The sequence below is a fragment of the Collimonas antrihumi genome (assembly GCF_018304965.1).
GTDB lineage: Bacteria > Pseudomonadota > Gammaproteobacteria > Burkholderiales > Burkholderiaceae_D > Collimonas > Collimonas antrihumi.
The window spans coordinates 308257-327328 of record NZ_JAGQED010000001.1 but is presented as its reverse complement, the minus strand read 5'-3'; the positions used below and the strand labels follow the sequence as shown (position 1 = coordinate 327328).

Sequence of the window (19072 nt, the reverse complement as noted above, 5' to 3'; positions counted from 1 at the left end):
GTTTACTCGGATAATAGCGGCATGTTGTCATCATCCAGTTCCCCGCCGCCAGTGCCGGCCTTGCCCTCACCTTCCCTCGCCGACCGCATTGAAGCGCTGCTGCCGCAGACCCAATGCACCAAGTGCGGCTATCCGGCTTGCCGTCCTTACGCCGAAGCCATCGCCGACGGCAGCGCCAGCTACAACCAGTGTCCGCCGGGCGGCCAGCAAGGCGTGGCCCGGCTGGCGCAACTGTTGCAGCAACCGCTCATCCCGCTGAATCCGGCCAATGGCGTCGAACGTCCGCGTCCGCTGGCAGTCATCGATGAAGCGGCCTGCATAGGCTGCACGCTTTGCATCCAGGCTTGTCCGGTCGACGCCATCGTCGGTGCCGCCAAGCAAATGCACACGGTGATCAACGACTTGTGTACCGGCTGCGATCTGTGCGTGCCCCCTTGCCCGGTCGATTGCATCACCATGGTCGATGTCAGCGGAGCGGATACCGGCTGGAACGCGTGGACCCAGCAACAGGCTGATGACGCCCGCGCACGGCACGATTTCCATGTAATCAGGCTGGTACGCGAAAAGCGCGAAAACGATGCCCGCCTGGCGGCCAAGGCTGCCGAGAAACTGAAGGCAGTCGCAGCCGAATCTGCTGCAACGCCAGAGCAGCAAGCTGAACAGCTGCGCAGGAAAGCGATCATCCAGGCAGCTATCGAACGCGCCCGCCTGAAGAAAGAACAACAAGCCCAGCAGGAAATCAAGGACAACAAAAACACCAAGGACGTGCCATGAACGCCGAAAAACGCCGGGAAATTTTTACTCGCCTGCGCGCCGCCATGCCGCATCCAACCACCGAACTGGAATACACCTCGCCGTTTGAACTGCTAGTCTCGGTGATCCTGTCGGCGCAAGCCACCGATGTCTCAGTCAACAAGGCGACCCGCAAGCTGTACCCTGTGGCTAATACGCCGGCGCAAATCTATGCGCTCGGCGTCGACGGCTTGATTCCGTACATCCAGACCATAGGTTTGTATCGCACCAAAGCCAAGAACGTGATCGAAACCTGTCGTATGCTGGTTGCATTGCATGACAGCCACGTGCCGCGCAGCCGTGAACAACTGGAAGCCTTGCCGGGTGTCGGCCGCAAGACGGCCAATGTGGTATTGAATACTGCGTTCGGGGTACCGACGATTGCTGTCGACACCCATATCTTCCGGGTTGCCAACCGTACCGGCATCGCGCCCGGCAAGGATGTCGATGCGGTTGAGCAGAAGCTGATGAAACTGGTGCCCGCCGAATTCCTGCTGGACGCCCATCACTGGCTGATCCTGCATGGCCGTTATACCTGCATCGCCCGCAAACCGCTATGCTGGAACTGCAACATTGCCGACCTGTGCGACTTCAAGGCTAAAACACCATTGCCGGAAAAAGGGATATAAATCCATGCAACAACCTCATTCCCATTCTCATTCCCACTCTCATCCGCATACCGAACATCATTTCGAAGCCAGCGACACTGTGCGCGATATCGTCATCGGCATGGCCGACGGCCTGACCGTGCCGTTTGCACTGGCAGCCGGCATCAGCGGCGTCGCCGTCGGTATCGACATCGTGGTCACCGCCGGCGTTGCGGAAATCGCTGCCGGTTCGATCGCCATGGGCCTCGGCGGCTACCTGGCCGGACGCACCCAGCGCCAGCACTATTACGCCGAACGCGAGCGCGAAGAGCAGGAAATCCTCAATGTGCCGCATCGCGAGCGCAAAGAAGTGATCGATATCATGGCGCAATACGGCGTCACGAAACAGGAGTGCGAACCGATGCTGGCCGGACTGGAACGTAATCCGATAGCATGGCGCGACTTCATGATGCGCTTTGAACTCGGCCTGGAAGAACCACGCCCGGCCGCAGCCAGAAAAAGTGCCATGACTATCGCACTTTCATATCTGGTTGGCGGCCTGATTCCGCTGGCGCCATACATGCTGATGACCTCGATTCCGAAAGCTCTCGCTGCTTCCACCGCGGTCACTCTTCTCGCGCTGTTTATCTTCGGCTACCTGAAAGGCAGCGTGACCGGCACCGGCGCGCTCAATTCAGCACTGCAAACCCTGATGGTGGGCGGCCTTGCCGCTGCCGCCGCTTTCGGCATCGCCAGACTGATCAGCTAATCATCATGTTCAATCCATCCCAAGACGACGTACGACGTTTTTTCTGCGAAACCTATCTCAAACATAAGGCCGGAGAAATACTCACGCCGCTGGAAGCCATCGCCAGCGACTGGCTGCAGCAGCATCCCGAGTATGCCGACGACCTGAAAGATGTAGAAGCCGCGCTGAGCGCCGATTACTCGGTCGAAAACGGCCAGACCAATCCTTTCCTGCATCTGTCCATGCATCTGTCGATCGCCGAACAGATCTCGATCGACCAGCCACCCGGCATCCGCGCCGCAGCCACCGCTTTGACGCAGCGCCTGCAATCGGAGCATGAAGCGCACCATCACATCATGGAGTGCCTGGGCGAGATGATCTGGAATTCGCAACGCAGCGGCCTGCCACCGGACGGCGCCGCCTATATCGATTGCGTCAGGAAGCGTGTGTAGCCTGCCTGCATGCATGCAGATGAATGAAAAAAACCACGCAATTACGATTGCGTGGTTTTTTTGTTATCCGGCGACGGGTAGAGCTTACTTGTGCAAACTCATTTACGCAATCTTACTTGCGTAATCTTACTTACGCAGTACCAGCGTTGTCGGCAGGCTATGCAGGTAGGCAGCGATATCTTGCACTTCCTGATGCGACAAGGCCTTGGCTTGGCCGCCCATGATCGCATTGCTGCGGCCATTAGGACCGTCGCTACCACGCTGATAGGCAATCAAGGCATGCTGCAGGTAATCTTGCGGCTGGCCGGCCAGCTTCGGATAGCTAGGATCGATCGGGGTATGGAAATCGGCGCCGTGGCAGGCTGCGCAGGAATATTTTTTCACAGCGGCTTCACCTGCTGCGATATTTCCGGCTGCATGAGCATTCAGAAATGCGCTAGTGGAAAGTAGAAACACCACGCCAGCAAAAATCTTTTTCATTGTGTGGATCCCTTATTTCTGCTGCGAATAATATGCTGCAATATCCGCCATGTCTTGTTCGGACAGGCTGGCTGCGATACCGCGCATGGTTGGCATCTTGCGCTCACCCTTTTTATAGGCATTTAGCGCACTCACAATATATTTCGCCGACTGGCCGCCAAGCATAGGCACTTGATAGACTTCCGGGAAGGTAGCTTTATAGCCGGGGATGCCATGGCAGCCGATACACATTGATACCTTGTTTTCAGCTGCCTTAGCGTTGCCGACCACGTCCGCAGCTGCGGCCAGGTTGGCAATACTCGCGAGCGCGAGAAGTGCAATTAGTTTTTTCATATTAGCTGGGTAATTTGTAGCGAAACCGGTTTAAGGAACTACGCCAAACCTGTGCTGCGGCCGCAATTCCGGCGCGACGATACTCACTGCACTGCTGCACAGCTAAGCGTCTCCTGCCGACCCTGCACCGCTCACTACGGTTTTTCGTGGTCCCTTTTATTGCGAACTTGCCGCGAATATTGCCTTAAATACTGCAAGAAATACAGCACAGGCAACAGATATAGTCCCTATACCTTGCTGCGTATATCGCCGCGTTACTGCCGCGGTAGTGCCGTATTACTGCCGCATCACTGCCGTATTTACTAAAAGGTAGCCTTGCCGACGCCGACTGCCGTCGCCACCCCACACCAAAACCGGTTAATTTTACCCCAAGAAACATGCACAGTCCACGCCCGGCAACGGCAAAATCGCAACCCGCGACGATCTCGCGACAGTCGTTTACTGCGGGGTTGGCTGGTTTTGCCGGCGCTATCCGATGCTGCCGGGTACGCCGGCCGCCTTATCCATGACGCCTGCCGGGCCGGCGCTGCGGTGCGGGGGATGGCTCCGGCGGCAGCGCAGGCTCGGAGCGTTCAGGGGCTTCGCCGCTGACGGTATCAACGGTATCTGCCTGTAGCGGAGATGATTCCGGTATCGATACCGCCGATTCGAGAGCCGGTTCGGGAGCCCGCTCCGGAAACAGGAAGGAACGCGGCGAAGCGCTGAAACGGCGCAATACCGCCCGGAATACCAGCCGCCTTATACGCGCCGGCACGTTACGTGCACGCAAGGCCATGGTCAGTGCACAGGCAAACGACACGCCGACATTCAACACGCCGATACTGACAATCCCGGCTATCGCCAGCCAGAATTGCGGCGCCGCCAGCACCTGCCAGCCAAGACTGCTGGCGGCGGCAGTCAGCGTACCCGTGGCCAGCGTCACATGACGCACATCCAGCGGCAAACCGAAAAACTGCGCCAGGACCGGCGTCATCCCCAGCAGCAAGCCAAGCGAAACATTACCGGCAATCTGCGCCACATTACGATCCAGCCAGCCAGCCCAGCGCTCGGCCCGCATCGCTCCCAGCACGAATACCAGGCGCCGCTGATGGGTCAGCGCTTCGCGCAGACGGCGCAGTGCAAACCAGTTGTCGGTAAAACCCGACACCAGGCTCGACAACCATAGCAAGATCCCGGTGAAAGCGGCAAGCAATGGCGTCGGGCCGATTACGGACAGGCTGTGCAGGCTGGCGCCGGCATGGTCCGCCGTCATCATGGGTGCATCGGTTGTCAGCATGATGAGGCCGGATATCAACAGCATCACAGGAACAACCCCCATCAGATTGCCGAACACGGCGGCGGCTTGCGAGCGCAGCAACAAGGCGATTTCGCTCAACAGCGCGCGCAAACCCTCTACCGTATCCAGTTGCCCCATCTTGGAGGCCAGCACCGGCGCCGTCACCGCCGGCTGTTTGGTGGCCAGCACGCCGCCCACGGCAGAGATGAGCATGAAGCTGGCGGCATAATTCAGGGAAGCGAATATCCCTTCAAAAAACCGGGCCGCACCGACCGTCGAGAGCAGCGATTTTCCGAGCACCGTAAACGCCGTAATGACACCGCCGCGGCCTGCGGCCTTGAGCATGGTCCGGTATTCCTTGCTATCGCGTGCAATGTAATGCTCGCCATGATCGGCGTTGCGCTCGACCATCTTGCGCGCCAGTAAAGAGAAGCTGCGCCGTATCAATCCGCGCACCGAGGAGCGTTGATGATGCGCGGCGATCAGATCGCCTAGAAGAGCCTGGATCTGCCCGGCTCCGGGTTGTGAGCCGGGTTGTGAGCCTGATTCTGAGCCCGCCTTTGAGTCCGCGCTTGAGCCAGATTCCGTACCCTGGCTGTCCGTGTTGTAAATCGCCGAGCGCAGATCGGTCAGCAACGCCATCCGCGTCAACTGCGCACGCATGCGCTCGACCCGGTAGACCAGGCTGACCGACACGCCATGCTCGTCAAGGTGGGCGTAAATCCTGTCCGTCTGCGCCTGGCAGACGGCAATCAGCATACGCACGCTGCGCAAGGCGGCTTCGTCCCTTGGGCTGACGTATAAATAGGTTTCCAGCTCGCGCCGCAAGACCATGAACGGGGTTGCCTGCAACGGCATCTTGGGGTCCAGCTTCTGGCGAAACGCCTTGCTGATGCCGTCCGCCAGGATCATTGCAGCCAGATAGACCAACGCTTCATCGATCTGCTGCTGATAGCTGTGCGCGATACCGTCATCGGCGATCAGCTTCCAGATTTTCGCCACGCTCCGGGTATCCAGCGCCAGCAGCCAGTCGGCATCTTCCGTGGTGGGAAACAAGGCGGTAAACAAGGATGACAAATCCGCCTCGAACGGCGGTTTCGGTAGCACCAGCTTGATGGCGTGTTCCGTCAGCTCGCTAAAGAACGCGGGTTCATTCGGCAAGCCGGTGGCGCAAAAAAGCTCAGGCCCGGCAGCCTCGCGCATGGTTTTCTGCAACGTGGCCTGCACTACCCGGCGTACGTCGCGGTTACCATCCAGCCACTCCAGCAAAAAAGCCAGACGCAGTTGCTTGACTCGCAACCTGGCGTCGTCGTCAAGCATCGACACCGTGGGGACATGGCGCAGCCATTGGACAATATCGATAATCCAGTTAGCGCGCTCTTGCCAGGAATAAAATGGATTGGCGCGGCGCATCAAAGCGTCGACTTGCGTGGCGTACTGCCGGCTATCGGTTTGCAGGTGCCGCTCGCCATGTCGAAACCGGCGCCACATTACCCGCAAGCGGAGAAACAGAATTTTCATTGGCTAATCTTTTACAACGGTGAGGATGTGGTTATCTGTTCATCAAGACAACCCTTCTTGAGTTGAGAGCCTGGCCAGCCAATCGGCCATCTCGTTTATACTCGACCTTATATACTCGGCCTTACTTCCTAATTGCTTCCTCATCACTAACGACAATGCGACCAGAGACACGTTTTGAAAGTTCCCCCGGCTACGTCGCCACCGACGACCTGAAACTAGCCGTCAATGCAGCACTGACATTGCAAAGACCACTGTTGATCAAGGGTGAGCCGGGTACCGGCAAAACCATGCTGGCAGAAGAAGTGGCCGCCGCTTTGAACATGCCGTTGCTGCAATGGCATATCAAATCAACCACGAAAGCACAGCAAGGCTTGTACGAATACGATGCCGTATCGCGCCTGCGGGATTCGCAACTGGGAGACGCCAGGGTCAAGGACATTCACAACTACATTGTCAAAGGCGTCCTGTGGCAGGCATTTAACGCAGACGAACAAGTGGTGTTGCTGATTGATGAGATCGACAAAGCCGACATTGAGTTCCCTAACGATTTGCTGCGCGAACTCGACCGCATGGAATTTTACGTTTATGAAACACGTGAAATGGTGCGTGCCAAGCACCGTCCGCTGGTCATCATCACCTCGAATAATGAGAAAGAATTGCCAGACGCTTTCCTGCGCCGCTGTTTCTTCCATTACATCAAGTTCCCCGACAAATCGACCATGCAGGATATCGTCAACGTCCATTTCCCGAATCTCAAAAAAGACATGCTGGCGCAGGCGCTGGAAACCTTCTACCAGGTACGCGATGTGGCGGGACTGAAAAAGAAACCGTCGACCTCGGAACTGCTGGACTGGCTCAAGCTGTTGCTGGCGGAGGACATTCCTCCGGAAGCCTTGCACAGCAGCGACTCCAAGGCCGTGGTGCCGCCGCTGCACGGCGCCTTGTTAAAAAATGAGCAAGATGTGCACTTGTTCGAACGCCTGGTGTTCATGGCCCGGAAGAATAGGTAACTGCGATAGATAACGGTCATAGATAAAGCAAAGCACGCCATGCTGATTGATTTCTTCTTCACCTTGAAAGACGCCAAAATTCCGGTGTCGATTAAGGAATTCCTGATTCTGCTGGAAGCGCTGCAGCGCAACGTCATTGCGCCTACGCTGGATAATTTTTATTATCTGGCGCGAACCACGCTGGTCAAGGATGAGGCCCATTTCGATAAATTCGACCAGGCTTTCGGGCGCTACTTCAAAGGCATCCAGACCGTCTTCGAGAAAAACGCCGAAATCCCGTTGGAATGGCTGATCCAGCGCATCAAACGCGAATTGACGCCGGAGCAACAGGCGCAGCTGGAGAAATTCGGTTACGACAAACTGATGGATCGCCTCCAAGAACTGCTTAAAGAACAGAAAGAGCGGCACGAAGGTGGCAATAAATGGATCGGCACCGGCGGCACTTCGCCGTTCGGCCATGGCGGCGCCAATCCGGAAGGGATCCGCATCGGTGGTAGCGGCGGCAATCGCACTGCGGTCAAAGTCTGGGATGCGCGCGCTTACCGCGATTACGATGACGACCTCGAACTGGGCACACGCAACATCAAGATAGCCCTGCGGCGATTGCGCAAGTTCGCGCGCGAAGGTATAGCAGAAGAGTTGGCGCTGGACGATACCATACGCGCTACAGCCAACAATGCCGGCTACCTCGACATCAAGATGCGGCCCGAGCGCAAGAACAATATCAAGGTGCTGATGCTGCTGGATGTCGGCGGCACCATGGACGACCATATTGCCCGTACCGAAGAATTATTTTCTGCCGCCAAGACCGAATTCAAGAACATGGAGTTCTTTTATTTTCACAATTGCGTCTACGATTACGTCTGGAAAAATAATCAGCGCCGCCATGCCGAGCGCTTCCCGACCTGGGATATCTTGCGCAAGTACACGCCGGACACCAAACTGATCTTCGTCGGCGATGCCACCATGAGCCCATATGAAATCCTGCAGCCTGGCGGCTCGGTCGAATATAACAACGAAGAAGCCGGCGCCGAATGGTTGCAACGGTTCACCAAGGCTTTCCCCAAGTTCATCTGGCTCAATCCTGAACCGGAAGGCTTGTGGCAATATCGCCAGTCGGTGGAAGTGATCCGCCAGTTGATGAGCAACCGCATGTTTCCGGTGACTATGGATGGCCTGGAACGCGGCATGCGCCTGTTAAGTAAATAAGCGGCAAACCACCTGCAAATAAAGCCGATACGAAATTGTGGTTCGCGGCGTTGCTGCTTGCAGTTACTGTACTTTCTGCTGTTTCCGCGGTTTCCGCAGTGTCTTTTACCGCCGCAACGACAAGAATTTCCCCAGCGCCAGCAATATCTGCGACTGATCCAGGTGCCTGCTCAGAAAACCGTCGCATGCGGCCTGCTGCGCCCGCACATGGTCGTAGGCGAAGTCTTTGTCAATCAGGAAAATAACCGCAATCCTGGTGCTTTCATGCTGTTGTTTGATGCTGCTGCACAAATCATAGGGATCAAACCGCGTCAGTTGCGGATTGATCAGCACCACCGAGATGCTTAGCTGCGTATAAACCTCTGCGGCCGCCTCGGGACTGCCGACCCACTCGACCGGCACCACATGATCGGCCATGGTAACTGCCAGGTCGTCGCGAAACGTCGATTGTTCATCAATCACCAGGATACGATCGCTCTGCGGGGATTTGCTACGCATACGCTCATATTCAAGCGGGTCGGTCAAATCCAGGTCGAGACGTTCACGCCGGCGACGTTCCGGCAGACTGTTGAGCAATGCTCCATTAGCGCGATTTTGCTTGGCAAGCATAATCAAGCGCCGTTCGATCAAGGTATCCAGCGCGTCGAACAATTTCAGCCAGCGTATCGGCCGCTCGACGGTGGCAAACGGCAGTTCCACCTGAGGTGCGCCCACCAGCAAGACTGGCCGCAGGTTGTTCGGTTCCATATCGGCCAGGGTCGCCAGGGCTTTCAGATCGTCGGCGTTCACCAGATACAGATCGGGCTCCTGCAGGCTGTCTGCGGACAAACGGTAATATTGTCTCGGGCGGTTTTGCTCGACCGAAAAAGTGGCGTCGAAAATATTGATTTCGCGCGCAGAAAATCCAATGAATCGGATGGCAAATGGTGCGTTATGGTTTTTCATTTTTTATGCTCCCCTGCTGCGCGAACGCTGGCAAAAATATGATACCAGTGTCTTTATGTAACTTTTATTTTTATCAACATACTGTGCAAAACAACAACATTTTATTGCCAACCATCAATAGAATGGGCGATTCATCCCTGACGTCTTTGATTGATATATTTCATTTAACGCACCTTGCATGCGCAAGCGAACGGCTTTTTCATTAGAATGCGCAGGGATAATAACGAGTAATCTATGCATCGATTGACAATGCGTCTCAAATTAGCCTCAAACCAATAATTTATATTTAACTCATCCCAACTGAATGGCAACCAAAAAATCACCGCAATCTGACTATAGCGAATCATCGATCCGTGTACTGAAGGGCCTGGAGCCGGTCAAGCAACGCCCGGGCATGTACACCCGCACCGAAAATCCGCTGCATATCATTCAGGAAGTGATTGACAATGCCTCGGACGAAGCTCTCGGCGGATTTTGCAAGAATATCCTGGTCACACTGAATACCGACGGCAGCGTCAGCGTCGAGGATGATGGCCGCGGCATTCCAGTCGGCATGCATCCGGAAGAGAAAGTTCCGACGGTAGAAATCGTATTTACCCGCTTGCACGCTGGCGGCAAGTTCGACAAAGGCAGCGGCGGCGCCTATTCGTTTTCCGGCGGCCTGCACGGGGTCGGCGTCTCGGTCACCAACGCCCTCTCCTCACGTCTGGAAATCACGGTCTGGCGCGAAGGCGGCATGCATCACATGGTGTTTGCCGATGGCGATGTGATTGAAAAATTGAAATCGCAACCACTCAGCCGTGAAGACAACAAGAAATCGGGTACTCGCGTCACCGCCTGGCCGAATCCCAAATATTTCGACTCGCCGGCGATCTCGCAACCGGAATTGCAGCGCTTGCTGCGCTCCAAAGCGGTGCTGCTGCCTGGCGTCAAGGTCACGCTGCTGAACGCCAAGAACGGCGATAGCCAAACCTGGCAATACGATCAAGGCTTGCGCGGCTATCTGATGGAATCGCTGGCGCAATCCTCGAATGCCGAGCCACTGATTCCCCTGTTCGAAGGTGAGCAATACGCCAATGCCGACGCCGAAGGATTTGCCGAAGGCGAAGGCGCGGCCTGGGTAGTCGCCTGGACCGAGGACGGCGCCATCGTGCGCGAATCCTATGTCAACCTGATCCCGACTTCAGCCGGCGGCACCCATGAATCCGGCTTGCGCGAAGGCTTGTTCGGTGCCGTCAAAAGTTTCGTCGAAATGCATTCGCTGCTGCCTAAGGGCGTCAAGCTGTTGCCGGAAGATGTGTTTGCGCGCGTCTCATTCGTCTTGTCCGCCAAGGTGCTGGACCCGCAATTCCAGGGCCAGATCAAGGAACGCTTGAATTCACGCGATGCGGTGCGGCTGGTGTCCACCTATACCCGTCCGGCGCTGGAACTGTGGCTGAACCAACACGTTGAATACGGCAAGAAACTGGCCGATCTGGTGATCAAGCAGGCCCAGAACCGCCTGCGTTCGGCACAAAAAGTCGAAAAGAAAAAATCCTCCGGGGTTGCCGTGCTGCCTGGCAAACTGACCGATTGCGAATCCAGCGATATCACCCGTAATGAACTGTTCCTGGTCGAGGGCGATTCCGCCGGCGGCTCGGCAAAAATGGGCCGCGACAAGGAATTCCAGGCGATCCTGCCGTTGCGCGGCAAGGTGCTGAATTCCTGGGAAACAGAGCGCGACCGGCTGTTCGCCAACAATGAAATCCACGATATCGCGGTCGCCATCGGCGTCGATCCTCACAGCAAAGCCGACACCATCGATTTCAGCGGCCTGCGTTATGGCAAGATCTGCATCCTGTCCGATGCGGACGTCGACGGTTCGCACATCCAGGTGTTATTGCTGACCTTGTTTTTCCGCCACTTCCCGCAATTGATCGATCGCGGCAATATCTGCATCGCCCGGCCGCCACTATACCGGGTCGATGCTCCGGCACGCGGCAAGAAGCCGGCGCAGAAGATTTATGCCCTGGACGATGGCGAGCTGGAAGCCATTGAAGATAAATTGCGCAAGGACGGCGTCAAGGACACCGCCTGGTCTATCTCCCGCTTCAAAGGCCTGGGCGAAATGAATGCCGAACAATTGTGGGAAACCACGATGAATCCGGATACGCGCAGGTTGCTGCCGGTCACGCTCGGCAATTTCGACCTGGAAGCGTCGGAGAACCGCTTCAATATGCTGATGGGCAAGGGCGAAGCTGCGGCACGCCGGGCCTGGATCGAAGAGCATGGGAATGAGGCCGAGGCGGATATTTAAAGGTATTTAAAAAATTTCCCTTTAATAACTATGGCGCCTTTATCGGTGCCAGCCATCCGTATCGGCAAAACGTATTATCATGGTCGGAGTTTTACGCGGCTATACTGCGCAGTTGTACGCATCACCGCTTCTGTAGCTCAACTCAGCTTGCCGCTCATCCGCAGCTCCGACCACTTAAAGTAACAATGAAGCAACTCCGCCATCATTTGAGCCGATTTTTCACAGGTACTCTGCTGACGCTCGCACTACTGACCACGGTCGGCAGCGCGCGCGCGGATATCTTCGGCTATATCGATGCGGATGGCATGGGACATTTCTCGACTGAGAAACTGGATAACCGTTATCAACTTTTCATCCGCGGCGACGGCTTTTTCGACTCATCCCAGCTAGCCCCCGGCAGCGTCAAGCCGCTCGATCCGAAGGTGCGTAGCAGTCCGCTGTTTCGCTACCTGTCGCAACATCCGAATTTGAAAAAATACGAAGCGATGGTAGACCAGGCAGCGCAAGAGTTTGCGCTGGAGCCAGCGTTGCTGAAGGCGGTGATGGCCGCTGAATCCGGCTTCAATCCCGGTGCGGTATCGCCGAAAGGCGCGATCGGCCTGATGCAAATCATGCCGGCCACGGCTGAACGCTATGGCCTGACCGGCGACAACAAAAAACCGATTCAGCAAAAACTCACCGACCCGCGTACCAATATCCGCCTGGGCGCGCGCTATCTGCGCGATTTGCTGAAGCTCTATCCGGCCCAGCAAGAGCTGGTGATTGCCTCTTACAACGCCGGCGAAGGCGCAGTACAAAAGTACAATAACAAGGTGCCGCCGTATCCTGAAACACGTATGTATGTACAACTGGTGCGGCAATTTTATCAATTGTACAAACCGGCATTTGGACAGCCGGCTGATGGCAAGGTTGACGGCCGGGTTGACGGCCGGGTTGACAGCCGGGTTGACAGCCGCACTGCCGGCATGAAGCGCATCCGCCTGGTGATCCCCGGGCGCAGCAACATGCCGGCCGACATGCCGCCGGTAGCCGCGACACCTATTCCGCCAGCTGTAGCAATGCCCGCAGCGGCAACACCTTTTATCGAATAAATACCAGAATAAACACCGACTCTCCATGACCGACCAAAACGATCTGTTTGCTACGCCAGATGCACCAACCCCGGACGCTGAATCCTTAACCCTTGCCACTTTCGCTGAACGCGCCTACCTCGACTACGCCATTTCGGTAGTCAAGGGACGCGCCTTGCCCGATGTCTCCGACGGCCAGAAGCCGGTGCAGCGCCGCATCCTTTACGCGATGAGCGAACTCGGCCTGAACGCCGCCGCCAAGCCGCGCAAATCGGCGCTGGTGGTCGGCGATGTGCTGGGTAAGTTGCATCCGCACGGGGATCAATCGGTGTATGACGCCCTGGTGCGCATGACCCAGGATTTCTCGCTGCGTTATCCGCTGGTCGACGGCCAGGGTAACTTCGGTTCGCGCGACGGCGACGGCGCTGCGGCGATGCGTTATACCGAGGCACGCCTGACGCCCATCGCCAGATTGCTGCTGGAAGAAATCGACATGGGCACGGTCGACTTCCAGCCCAACTATGATGGTTCCACCGAAGAACCGAAACTGCTGCCGGCGCGCCTGCCCTTTGTATTGTTGAATGGCGCCTCCGGAATTGCGGTCGGTCTCGCTACCGAAATTCCATCGCACAATTTGCAGGAAGTCGCCAAGGCAGCGGTTGCCTTGATCCGCAACCCGAATTTAAGTCATGTCGAACTGATGCAAATCATTCCCGGTCCCGATTTCCCCGGCGGCGGCCAGATCATTACCTCTGCCACTGCAATTTCGGAGATGTACGAAAGCGGACGCGGCAGCCTGAAGGTGCGCGCCACCTGGAAAATCGAAGACCTGGCACGTGGCCAATGGCAGGCCGTAGTCACAGAATTGCCGCCTGGCGCTTCCTCGCAAAAGATCCTGGAAGAAATCGAAGAGCTGACCAATCCGAAAATCAAGCTCGGCAAGAAAACCCTGACGCCGGAACAGCTGGCGCTCAAGACGTCCATCTTGTCGGTACTCGATACGGTACGCGACGAATCGGGACGCGATGCGCCGGTGCGCCTGGTGTTCGAGCCGAAATCGAAGAACCTGGACCAGACCGAATTCACCAACATGCTGTTGGCCCATACCTCGCTGGAAAGCAGCGCCTCGATCAATCTGGTGATGATCGGCGGCGATGGCCGTCCGCGCCAGAAGGGCCTGGGCATGATCTTGCGCGAGTGGATCGCCTTCCGCTTCACTACCATTACCCGCCGCTCGCAGTTCAAGCTGCAAAAAATCGAAGACCGCATCCATATCTTGGAAGGCCGCGAAGCGATCTTGCTGAATATCGACAAGGTCATCAAGATCATCCGCGAATCGGATGAGCCGAAGCCGGCGCTGATTACGGCGTTCAACCTGTCCGATCGCCAGGCCGAAGACATCCTTGAAATCCGCTTGCGTCAGCTGGCGCGCCTGGAGTCGATCAAGATTCAGCAGGAACTGGCTGAGCTGCGTAATGAAAAAGCGACGCTGGTCGACTTGCTCGACAATCCGGCGTCGATGAAACGCCTGGTTATCAAGGAAATCGAAGCCGACCAGAAGCAGTTTGGCGATGCCCGCCGTACGCTGATCGAAGCAGCGGAAAAAGCTGTGGTGGAAACCAGGATCGTCGATGAAGCGGTGACTGTCATCATTTCTCAAAAGGGCTGGGTGCGGGCGCGTACCGGCCACGGCCATGATGCCAGCCAGTTCGGTTTCAAAGCCGGCGATACCTTGTACGGCGCGTTCGAATGCCGTACCGTCGACAACCTGCTGACCTTCGGCTCCAACGGCCGCATCTACTCCGTATCGGTGGCGAGCTTACCCAATGCGCGCGGCGACGGCGTGCCTATCACTACCCTGATCGACCTGGCTAACGGCAGCAGCATACTGCACTATTTTGCCGGCCCATCCGATCTGATGTTGCTGCTGGCCAGCTCAGGCGGCTACGGTTTCACCGCCAAGATCGGCGATATGCTGAGCCGGGTGAAAGCGGGCAAATCGTATGTCACGCTGGATGAGGGCGATCTACCTTTGCCGCCGCAGGCATTGACCAGTGGCGCCAGCGCCATCGCTTGCCTGTCGGAAAAGGGCCGGTTGCTGGTGTTCGGCCTGGACGAATGCAAAACGCTCAGCAATGGCGGCCGCGGTGTGATCCTGATGGAACTGGAGAACAACGAGAAATTGCTGGCGGCACAGCCGATCAGCCAGCGCGGTGTGCTGGTGACTGGCATCGGCCGTGGCGGCAAGGCGCAACAAGTGGCTCTGTCGGCATCGGGACTGGCGCCGCATATCGGCAAGCGGGCGCGCAAAGGGAAAATGCTGGAATCGAAACTGAAACCGTCGACGCTGACTGCGCAGACCTGAAAATGAAAAAAGCCGGCTTGAAGTCGGCTTTTTTCATTTGGCTACGTATGCCATGTAGGGTGGGCAGGATTTTCTGCCCATGCAGAGATGCAACCATCCGCGTGGGCGGAAAATCCTGCCCACCCTACGCAACTGCAGAATCAGATTTTAGAAGCGATCAGCTTACCCAGCCGCTCGATCCCTTCGCGTATCTTTGCCGGCGGCACGGTCACGAAACTCAAGCGCAAGGTATGCTGTTCCGGCGTGTTGCCGTAGAACGGCCCGCCCGGCACAAACGCTACATGCTGCGCCACTGCCTCGTCCAGCAATTTCATGCTGTCGATATGCTTGGGCAAAGTCACCCAGATAAACATGCCGCCTTCTGGCCTGGTCCAGCTGGTGCCGGCCGGGAAATAGGTCTTCAGCGCATCCAGCATGGCGTCGCACTGATCCGAATACAACTTGCGGATAGTCGGGATATGCTGATCGAGGAAACCGTCCTTGATAGTCTGGTACACCACCATTTGCGTCAGTTGCGCGGTATGCAGGTCGGTCGCTTGCTTGGCTTGCTCCAGCTTCTCGATCAGCGGCCGCGGCGCTACCACGTAACCCAGGCGTATCCCCGGCGTCAGGATCTTCGAGAAGGAACCCATGTAAATCACCCCGCCCGGATTCATGCTCAGCATCTTCGGCAACGGTTCGGTGCGATAGCTGAGTGCGCCGTAAGGATCATCTTCGATCAGCGGCAAGCCGAGACGCGCGCAGATGTCTACCAGGGCGTGACGGCGCTCTACCGACAAGGTGCGGCCGGTAGGATTCTGGAAATTAGGCAATGCATATAACATGCGTGCGCCCTGCCTCAGAGTCGCCACGGTTTCAGGGATCAGGCCACCGTCATCGGCAGGCACCGAGACGAACTCAGGACCATACAGGGAAAAGGCTTGCAAAGCACCCAGGTAACTAGGCGTTTCCACCAACACCTTGCTGCCTTCGTCGATCAATACCTTGCCCAGCAAATCCAGGCCCTGCTGCGAACCGGAAGTCATCATGACTTGATCCGCCATGATCTTGACGCCGTTGGTCGACAAGGAATTGGCGACCCACTCGCGCAGCGGACCATAACCGTCGGTAGGACCGTATTGCAAAGCAACCTTGCCTTGTTCCGACAGCACTTTGTCAAACGCTACTTTCAATTGCTCGACCGGGAAAGTGGCCGGCGACGGCAGGCCGCCGGCGAAGGAAATGATTTCCGGGCGCATGGTGATCTTGAGGATTTCACGGATCGCCGAGCTTTGCAATTTCTGTGCGCGCTGCGAAAAATGCCATTGCAGCGGTGTTGGATTTTCGATTTTCATACAATTCTCTTCAAGTGATCTTATTCTGAGTGACTGTTGTCAATTGCCCGGCCTGAGCCGAAACTCAAACCGGATTGCAACAGCCCGTGGATTTTTATGATCTGCCGTCTCCTGGGCTGGCAGCGGATAGCGCTACCAGTGTTACGCCACTGCGTTTCGAGGACTACTCCAGTTCAGCAATCATTTCAATTTCCACGCAGGCGCCCAACGGCAGCTGTGCTACACCAAATGCGGAACGGGCATGCTTGCCTTGCTCGCCAAACACTTCGCCGATCAATTCGGAGGCGCCGTTGGTAACCAGGTGCTGTTCCGTGAAATCAGGCGTTGAATTGACCAGGCTCATCAGCTTGACGATGCGTTTGACACGCTTCAAATCGCCGCCGCAAGCTGCTTGCAAAGTAGCGATCAGATCGATCGCAATGCTGCGTGCCGCCAATTTGGCTTCTTCCGTAGTAGTGTCCTTGCCCAGTTGGCCGACCCAGATCTTGCCGTCTTTCTTAGGCAAATGACCGGACAGGTAAACCGTGTTGCCGCTTTGGGCGTACATCACATAAGCGGCAGCAGGCGTAACTACCGCAGGCAGCGTGATATTCAGGGCTTGCAACTTTTCATATACAGACATCTGACACTCCGAAAAAGAGATCATTTGCCGGCGCTTTTGGCGTCAGCAGCAATGACGGGATAAATGGGATACAGCCGGTTCAATCCCGGCCAATGTGTGATTATCTCACCTACCGCCAGGTTTGCGAATGCCCGGCTTTATATTTTGCTATGCCGCTTGCCGCCGCACCGCCATCTTGCGGCCAAACGCCACCACCACCAGCACTGTCAAGGCAAACAATATATTGCTGCTATCCAAAGCCTCGCCCAGTATCAATGCGGCTCCCAGCAGCGTCAGGAACGGCTGTAATAGTTGCACCTGGCCAACCCGTGCAATGCCGCCCAGCGCCAAACCCTTGTACCAAAAGAAAAAACCGATAAACATCGAAAACAGCGACACATAGGCGAAGCCCAGCCAGGCCTTGGGCGAAGCGCTGACGCCGTACTGCCAGCCCAGCCAGAGTGTTATCGGCAGCAAGACTGGCAATGCCATGACCAGCGCCCAGGCAATCACCTGTTGCCCGCCCATGGTTTGCGACAAGCGTGCGCCTTCCGCGTAGCCCATGGCGGCAGCCACCACTGCCGCCAGCAAGGCCAGGTCTGCAACTTGCAAACTGCCGCCGCCCTGGCTCAGTGCAAAAATAACAACGATAGCGCTGCCGACCACGGCGGCAATCCAGAATCCCACCGAGGGCCGTTCGCCAAATCGCAAGGCGCCAAACATGGCCGTCGCCAGCGGCAGGATGCCGAGCACGATGGCGCCGTGTGCTGCCGGCACATAACGCATCGCCACCGATGAAAACAGAGGGAAGCCGATCACCACGCCCAGCGCGGTCAGCGCCAGGGCTTTCCATTGGGTGGTAGTCGGCAGCGGCGCTTTCAGTTTCCACAGCAGTAATATCGAACACAGCGCAGCCACCACCGCCCGGCCGAATGCGACAAACACCGGATTCAGCTCTGCCACCGCCATCCGGGTAAACGGCAAGGTCAGGCTGAACACCGCCACCCCGACCAGCCCCAGCCACATGCCCTTCGATTCGTCCGTCATGCTGCCTGTCTTTCGTGTGATTTTTTCGCGTTGTTTTTGAATTGTTGTCAGAGCCTGGATCAGAGCCAGATCGATACTGCGGAATAAATCGTCAGTACCACCATTACGGTACAAAACACACGTTGCCACAAGGGTTGCGCCAGGTAACGCCGCAATACCGAACCGGCACCGGCCCAAATACCCACGCACGGCAGGTTGATGATACAGAACACCATGCAATAGATGGCAATAGACAACCAGATCGGCTGCAGCGGCGGCAAAAATGCGGAAGCGCTGGTGATGCCCATGATCCAGGCTTTCGGATTAGCGGCCTGGAATGCCGCCGCCCCAAGGAAGGTCATCGGCTTATGGTTGGCGCCGACCTCTGACTTGAACGACATGTTGCGAAGCTTCCAGGCCAGGTACAGCAAATAGGCCGAACCCAGGGTTTTCAGGATGACGTGAATCGATGGCAGCGCCAGCACCAGGCCACCGATACCTGCAGCGCACAGCACCAGCAGCAGGCCGAAACCGAAGGTCACGCCGAGTATGTGCGGAATCGTCCGGTTGAAGCCGAACATGATGCCGGACGAGGTCAGCATGATGTTGTTCGGCCCCGGCGTGATCGACGACACGAAGGCAAATATGGCCAGCGGCAGCAGCGTCTCCAACATCACGACACACTTGTAGCAGGATGGAAACCGGGTCCGCGTAAACGCGCGAGCAAGGCGCGCAACAGGTTGGTCGTGGCGCGTTGCGACTGACCGGCCAGGGTGATGCGGCTGTTTCCCGGATCGGACTCGACCACCACCATCCGGCCCGGCAGCAAGGTCAGCGAGCGGCCGGCGTGCAGCCAATGGTCTTCCGGCTGCCCTTCGAATGTCACCCAGACGCGGCCGCTGACTACCCGCAGGATCAATTCGTTGTCAGTGATACCGGATAGCGTGCTGCCGCCCGACAAGTTATGAGACTGTTGTTCGAATAGTGTTTGCATCGCTAACTCGCTTTCGAAGGCTTGGGGAGCCGT

The 19072-nt window shown here is 56.9% G+C and carries 18 protein-coding genes; 9 read left to right on the top strand and 9 right to left on the bottom strand.

Annotation, left to right across the window (positions count from 1 at the left end):
• Nucleotides 1-21: 21 nt before the first annotated feature.
• Genes rsxB through KHU29_RS01450 form a run of 4 tightly spaced genes read left to right on the top strand, consistent with a single transcriptional unit; the run spans nucleotide 22 to nucleotide 2579 of the window.
• Entirely contained in the window at nucleotides 22-774 is a 753-nt protein-coding gene (gene rsxB / locus KHU29_RS01465; RefSeq protein ID WP_211450919.1) for an electron transport complex subunit RsxB, read from the top strand.
• Nucleotides 771-1421, top strand: coding sequence for an endonuclease III (gene nth, locus KHU29_RS01460; protein WP_211450918.1), 651 nt, complete (start codon nucleotides 771-773; stop codon nucleotides 1419-1421). Before rsxB ends, nth begins: the two co-directional genes overlap by 4 nt.
• Before the next feature lie 4 nt (nucleotides 1422-1425).
• Nucleotides 1426-2148 carry a VIT1/CCC1 transporter family protein gene (locus KHU29_RS01455; protein ID WP_211450917.1) on the top strand — a complete coding sequence of 241 codons (723 nt, stop codon included), beginning with the start codon at nucleotides 1426-1428 and terminating at the stop codon, nucleotides 2146-2148.
• 5 nt (nucleotides 2149-2153) lie between these two features.
• Complete coding sequence (locus KHU29_RS01450; protein ID WP_211450916.1) at nucleotides 2154-2579, top strand: DUF1841 family protein; 426 nt, start codon at nucleotides 2154-2156, stop codon at nucleotides 2577-2579.
• A gap of 126 nt (nucleotides 2580-2705) precedes the next feature.
• Here the strand turns inward: KHU29_RS01450 and KHU29_RS01445 are convergent, their stop codons facing one another.
• From KHU29_RS01445 to KHU29_RS01435, 3 genes are all read right to left on the bottom strand, one after another.
• Nucleotides 2706-3059, bottom strand: coding sequence for a c-type cytochrome (locus tag KHU29_RS01445; RefSeq protein ID WP_211450915.1), 354 nt, complete (start codon nucleotides 3057-3059; stop codon nucleotides 2706-2708).
• Nucleotides 3060-3071: 12 nt separating this feature from the next.
• On the bottom strand, nucleotides 3072-3392 hold the full coding sequence (locus KHU29_RS01440; protein WP_211450914.1) for a c-type cytochrome: 321 nt from the start codon (nucleotides 3390-3392) through the stop codon (nucleotides 3072-3074).
• Nucleotides 3393-3891: 499 nt separating this feature from the next.
• Complete coding sequence (locus KHU29_RS01435; protein ID WP_211450913.1) at nucleotides 3892-6189, bottom strand: site-specific recombinase; 2298 nt, start codon at nucleotides 6187-6189, stop codon at nucleotides 3892-3894.
• Between the two features lie 155 nt (nucleotides 6190-6344).
• Here KHU29_RS01435 and KHU29_RS01430 point away from each other — a divergent pair, with 155 nt between their 5' ends.
• Both KHU29_RS01430 and KHU29_RS01425 read left to right on the top strand, forming a co-directional pair.
• The gene (locus tag KHU29_RS01430) at nucleotides 6345-7199 is read left to right on the top strand and encodes an AAA family ATPase (RefSeq protein WP_211450912.1); all 855 of its coding nucleotides are present in this window, start codon (nucleotides 6345-6347) and stop codon (nucleotides 7197-7199) included.
• Between the two features lie 39 nt (nucleotides 7200-7238).
• Nucleotides 7239-8408, top strand: coding sequence for a vWA domain-containing protein (locus KHU29_RS01425; RefSeq protein ID WP_211450911.1), 1170 nt, complete (start codon nucleotides 7239-7241; stop codon nucleotides 8406-8408).
• Nucleotides 8409-8513: 105 nt separating this feature from the next.
• On the opposite strand, the gene KHU29_RS01420 is transcribed toward KHU29_RS01425, so the two are convergent.
• On the bottom strand, nucleotides 8514-9353 hold the full coding sequence (locus tag KHU29_RS01420) for a response regulator (RefSeq protein ID WP_211450910.1): 840 nt from the start codon (nucleotides 9351-9353) through the stop codon (nucleotides 8514-8516).
• 304 nt (nucleotides 9354-9657) lie between these two features.
• Here KHU29_RS01420 and KHU29_RS01415 point away from each other — a divergent pair, with 304 nt between their 5' ends.
• The 3 genes from KHU29_RS01415 (at nucleotide 9658) to parC (ending at nucleotide 15084) form a co-directional block, all read left to right on the top strand.
• Nucleotides 9658-11649: a DNA topoisomerase IV subunit B gene (locus tag KHU29_RS01415; protein ID WP_211450909.1), complete on the top strand. Its 1992-nt coding sequence runs from the start codon at nucleotides 9658-9660 to the stop codon at nucleotides 11647-11649.
• Nucleotides 11650-11834: 185 nt separating this feature from the next.
• On the top strand, nucleotides 11835-12740 hold the full coding sequence (locus KHU29_RS01410) for a lytic transglycosylase domain-containing protein (RefSeq protein ID WP_211450908.1): 906 nt from the start codon (nucleotides 11835-11837) through the stop codon (nucleotides 12738-12740).
• A 25-nt stretch (nucleotides 12741-12765) separates the two neighbouring features.
• Complete coding sequence (gene parC, locus KHU29_RS01405) at nucleotides 12766-15084, top strand: DNA topoisomerase IV subunit A (RefSeq protein ID WP_211450907.1); 2319 nt, start codon at nucleotides 12766-12768, stop codon at nucleotides 15082-15084.
• Nucleotides 15085-15224: 140 nt separating this feature from the next.
• On the opposite strand, the gene KHU29_RS01400 is transcribed toward parC, so the two are convergent.
• The 5 genes from KHU29_RS01400 to KHU29_RS01380 all read right to left on the bottom strand — a co-directional run bounded on the left by KHU29_RS01400 (nucleotide 15225) and on the right by KHU29_RS01380 (nucleotide 19039).
• On the bottom strand, nucleotides 15225-16418 hold the full coding sequence (locus KHU29_RS01400; protein WP_211450906.1) for an aminotransferase-like domain-containing protein: 1194 nt from the start codon (nucleotides 16416-16418) through the stop codon (nucleotides 15225-15227).
• 163 nt (nucleotides 16419-16581) lie between these two features.
• Nucleotides 16582-17040 (bottom strand): RidA family protein, encoded by a 459-nt coding sequence (locus KHU29_RS01395; protein WP_092412242.1) that lies wholly within the window; start codon nucleotides 17038-17040, stop codon nucleotides 16582-16584.
• Nucleotides 17041-17187: 147 nt separating this feature from the next.
• Nucleotides 17188-18066 carry a DMT family transporter gene (locus KHU29_RS01390; protein ID WP_211450905.1) on the bottom strand — a complete coding sequence of 293 codons (879 nt, stop codon included), beginning with the start codon at nucleotides 18064-18066 and terminating at the stop codon, nucleotides 17188-17190.
• A 59-nt stretch (nucleotides 18067-18125) separates the two neighbouring features.
• Complete coding sequence (locus KHU29_RS01385) at nucleotides 18126-18719, bottom strand: LysE family translocator (protein ID WP_211450904.1); 594 nt, start codon at nucleotides 18717-18719, stop codon at nucleotides 18126-18128.
• The gene (locus tag KHU29_RS01380) at nucleotides 18719-19039 is read right to left on the bottom strand and encodes a DUF2917 domain-containing protein (RefSeq protein WP_211450903.1); all 321 of its coding nucleotides are present in this window, start codon (nucleotides 19037-19039) and stop codon (nucleotides 18719-18721) included. Before KHU29_RS01380 ends, KHU29_RS01385 begins: the two co-directional genes overlap by 1 nt.
• Nucleotides 19040-19072 lie beyond the last annotated feature (33 nt).

Excerpts from the sequence above, each read along its gene's own strand:
- rsxB (WP_211450919.1), top strand. The coding sequence starts at position 22 with ATGTTGTCATCATCCAGTTCCCCGCCGCCAGTGCCGGCCTTGCCCTCA.
- nth (WP_211450918.1), top strand. The coding sequence starts at position 771 with ATGAACGCCGAAAAACGCCGGGAAATTTTTACTCGCCTGCGCGCCGCC.
- KHU29_RS01455 (WP_211450917.1), top strand. The coding sequence starts at position 1,426 with ATGCAACAACCTCATTCCCATTCTCATTCCCACTCTCATCCGCATACC.
- KHU29_RS01450 (WP_211450916.1), top strand. The coding sequence starts at position 2,154 with ATGTTCAATCCATCCCAAGACGACGTACGACGTTTTTTCTGCGAAACC.
- KHU29_RS01445 (WP_211450915.1), bottom strand. The coding sequence starts at position 3,059 with ATGAAAAAGATTTTTGCTGGCGTGGTGTTTCTACTTTCCACTAGCGCA.
- KHU29_RS01440 (WP_211450914.1), bottom strand. The coding sequence starts at position 3,392 with ATGAAAAAACTAATTGCACTTCTCGCGCTCGCGAGTATTGCCAACCTG.
- KHU29_RS01435 (WP_211450913.1), bottom strand. The coding sequence starts at position 6,189 with ATGAAAATTCTGTTTCTCCGCTTGCGGGTAATGTGGCGCCGGTTTCGA.
- KHU29_RS01430 (WP_211450912.1), top strand. The coding sequence starts at position 6,345 with ATGCGACCAGAGACACGTTTTGAAAGTTCCCCCGGCTACGTCGCCACC.
- KHU29_RS01425 (WP_211450911.1), top strand. The coding sequence starts at position 7,239 with ATGCTGATTGATTTCTTCTTCACCTTGAAAGACGCCAAAATTCCGGTG.
- KHU29_RS01420 (WP_211450910.1), bottom strand. The coding sequence starts at position 9,353 with ATGAAAAACCATAACGCACCATTTGCCATCCGATTCATTGGATTTTCT.
- KHU29_RS01415 (WP_211450909.1), top strand. The coding sequence starts at position 9,658 with ATGGCAACCAAAAAATCACCGCAATCTGACTATAGCGAATCATCGATC.
- KHU29_RS01410 (WP_211450908.1), top strand. The coding sequence starts at position 11,835 with ATGAAGCAACTCCGCCATCATTTGAGCCGATTTTTCACAGGTACTCTG.
- parC (WP_211450907.1), top strand. The coding sequence starts at position 12,766 with ATGACCGACCAAAACGATCTGTTTGCTACGCCAGATGCACCAACCCCG.
- KHU29_RS01400 (WP_211450906.1), bottom strand. The coding sequence starts at position 16,418 with ATGAAAATCGAAAATCCAACACCGCTGCAATGGCATTTTTCGCAGCGC.
- KHU29_RS01395 (WP_092412242.1), bottom strand. The coding sequence starts at position 17,040 with ATGTCTGTATATGAAAAGTTGCAAGCCCTGAATATCACGCTGCCTGCG.
- KHU29_RS01390 (WP_211450905.1), bottom strand. The coding sequence starts at position 18,066 with ATGACGGACGAATCGAAGGGCATGTGGCTGGGGCTGGTCGGGGTGGCG.
- KHU29_RS01385 (WP_211450904.1), bottom strand. The coding sequence starts at position 18,719 with ATGTTGGAGACGCTGCTGCCGCTGGCCATATTTGCCTTCGTGTCGTCG.
- KHU29_RS01380 (WP_211450903.1), bottom strand. The coding sequence starts at position 19,039 with ATGCAAACACTATTCGAACAACAGTCTCATAACTTGTCGGGCGGCAGC.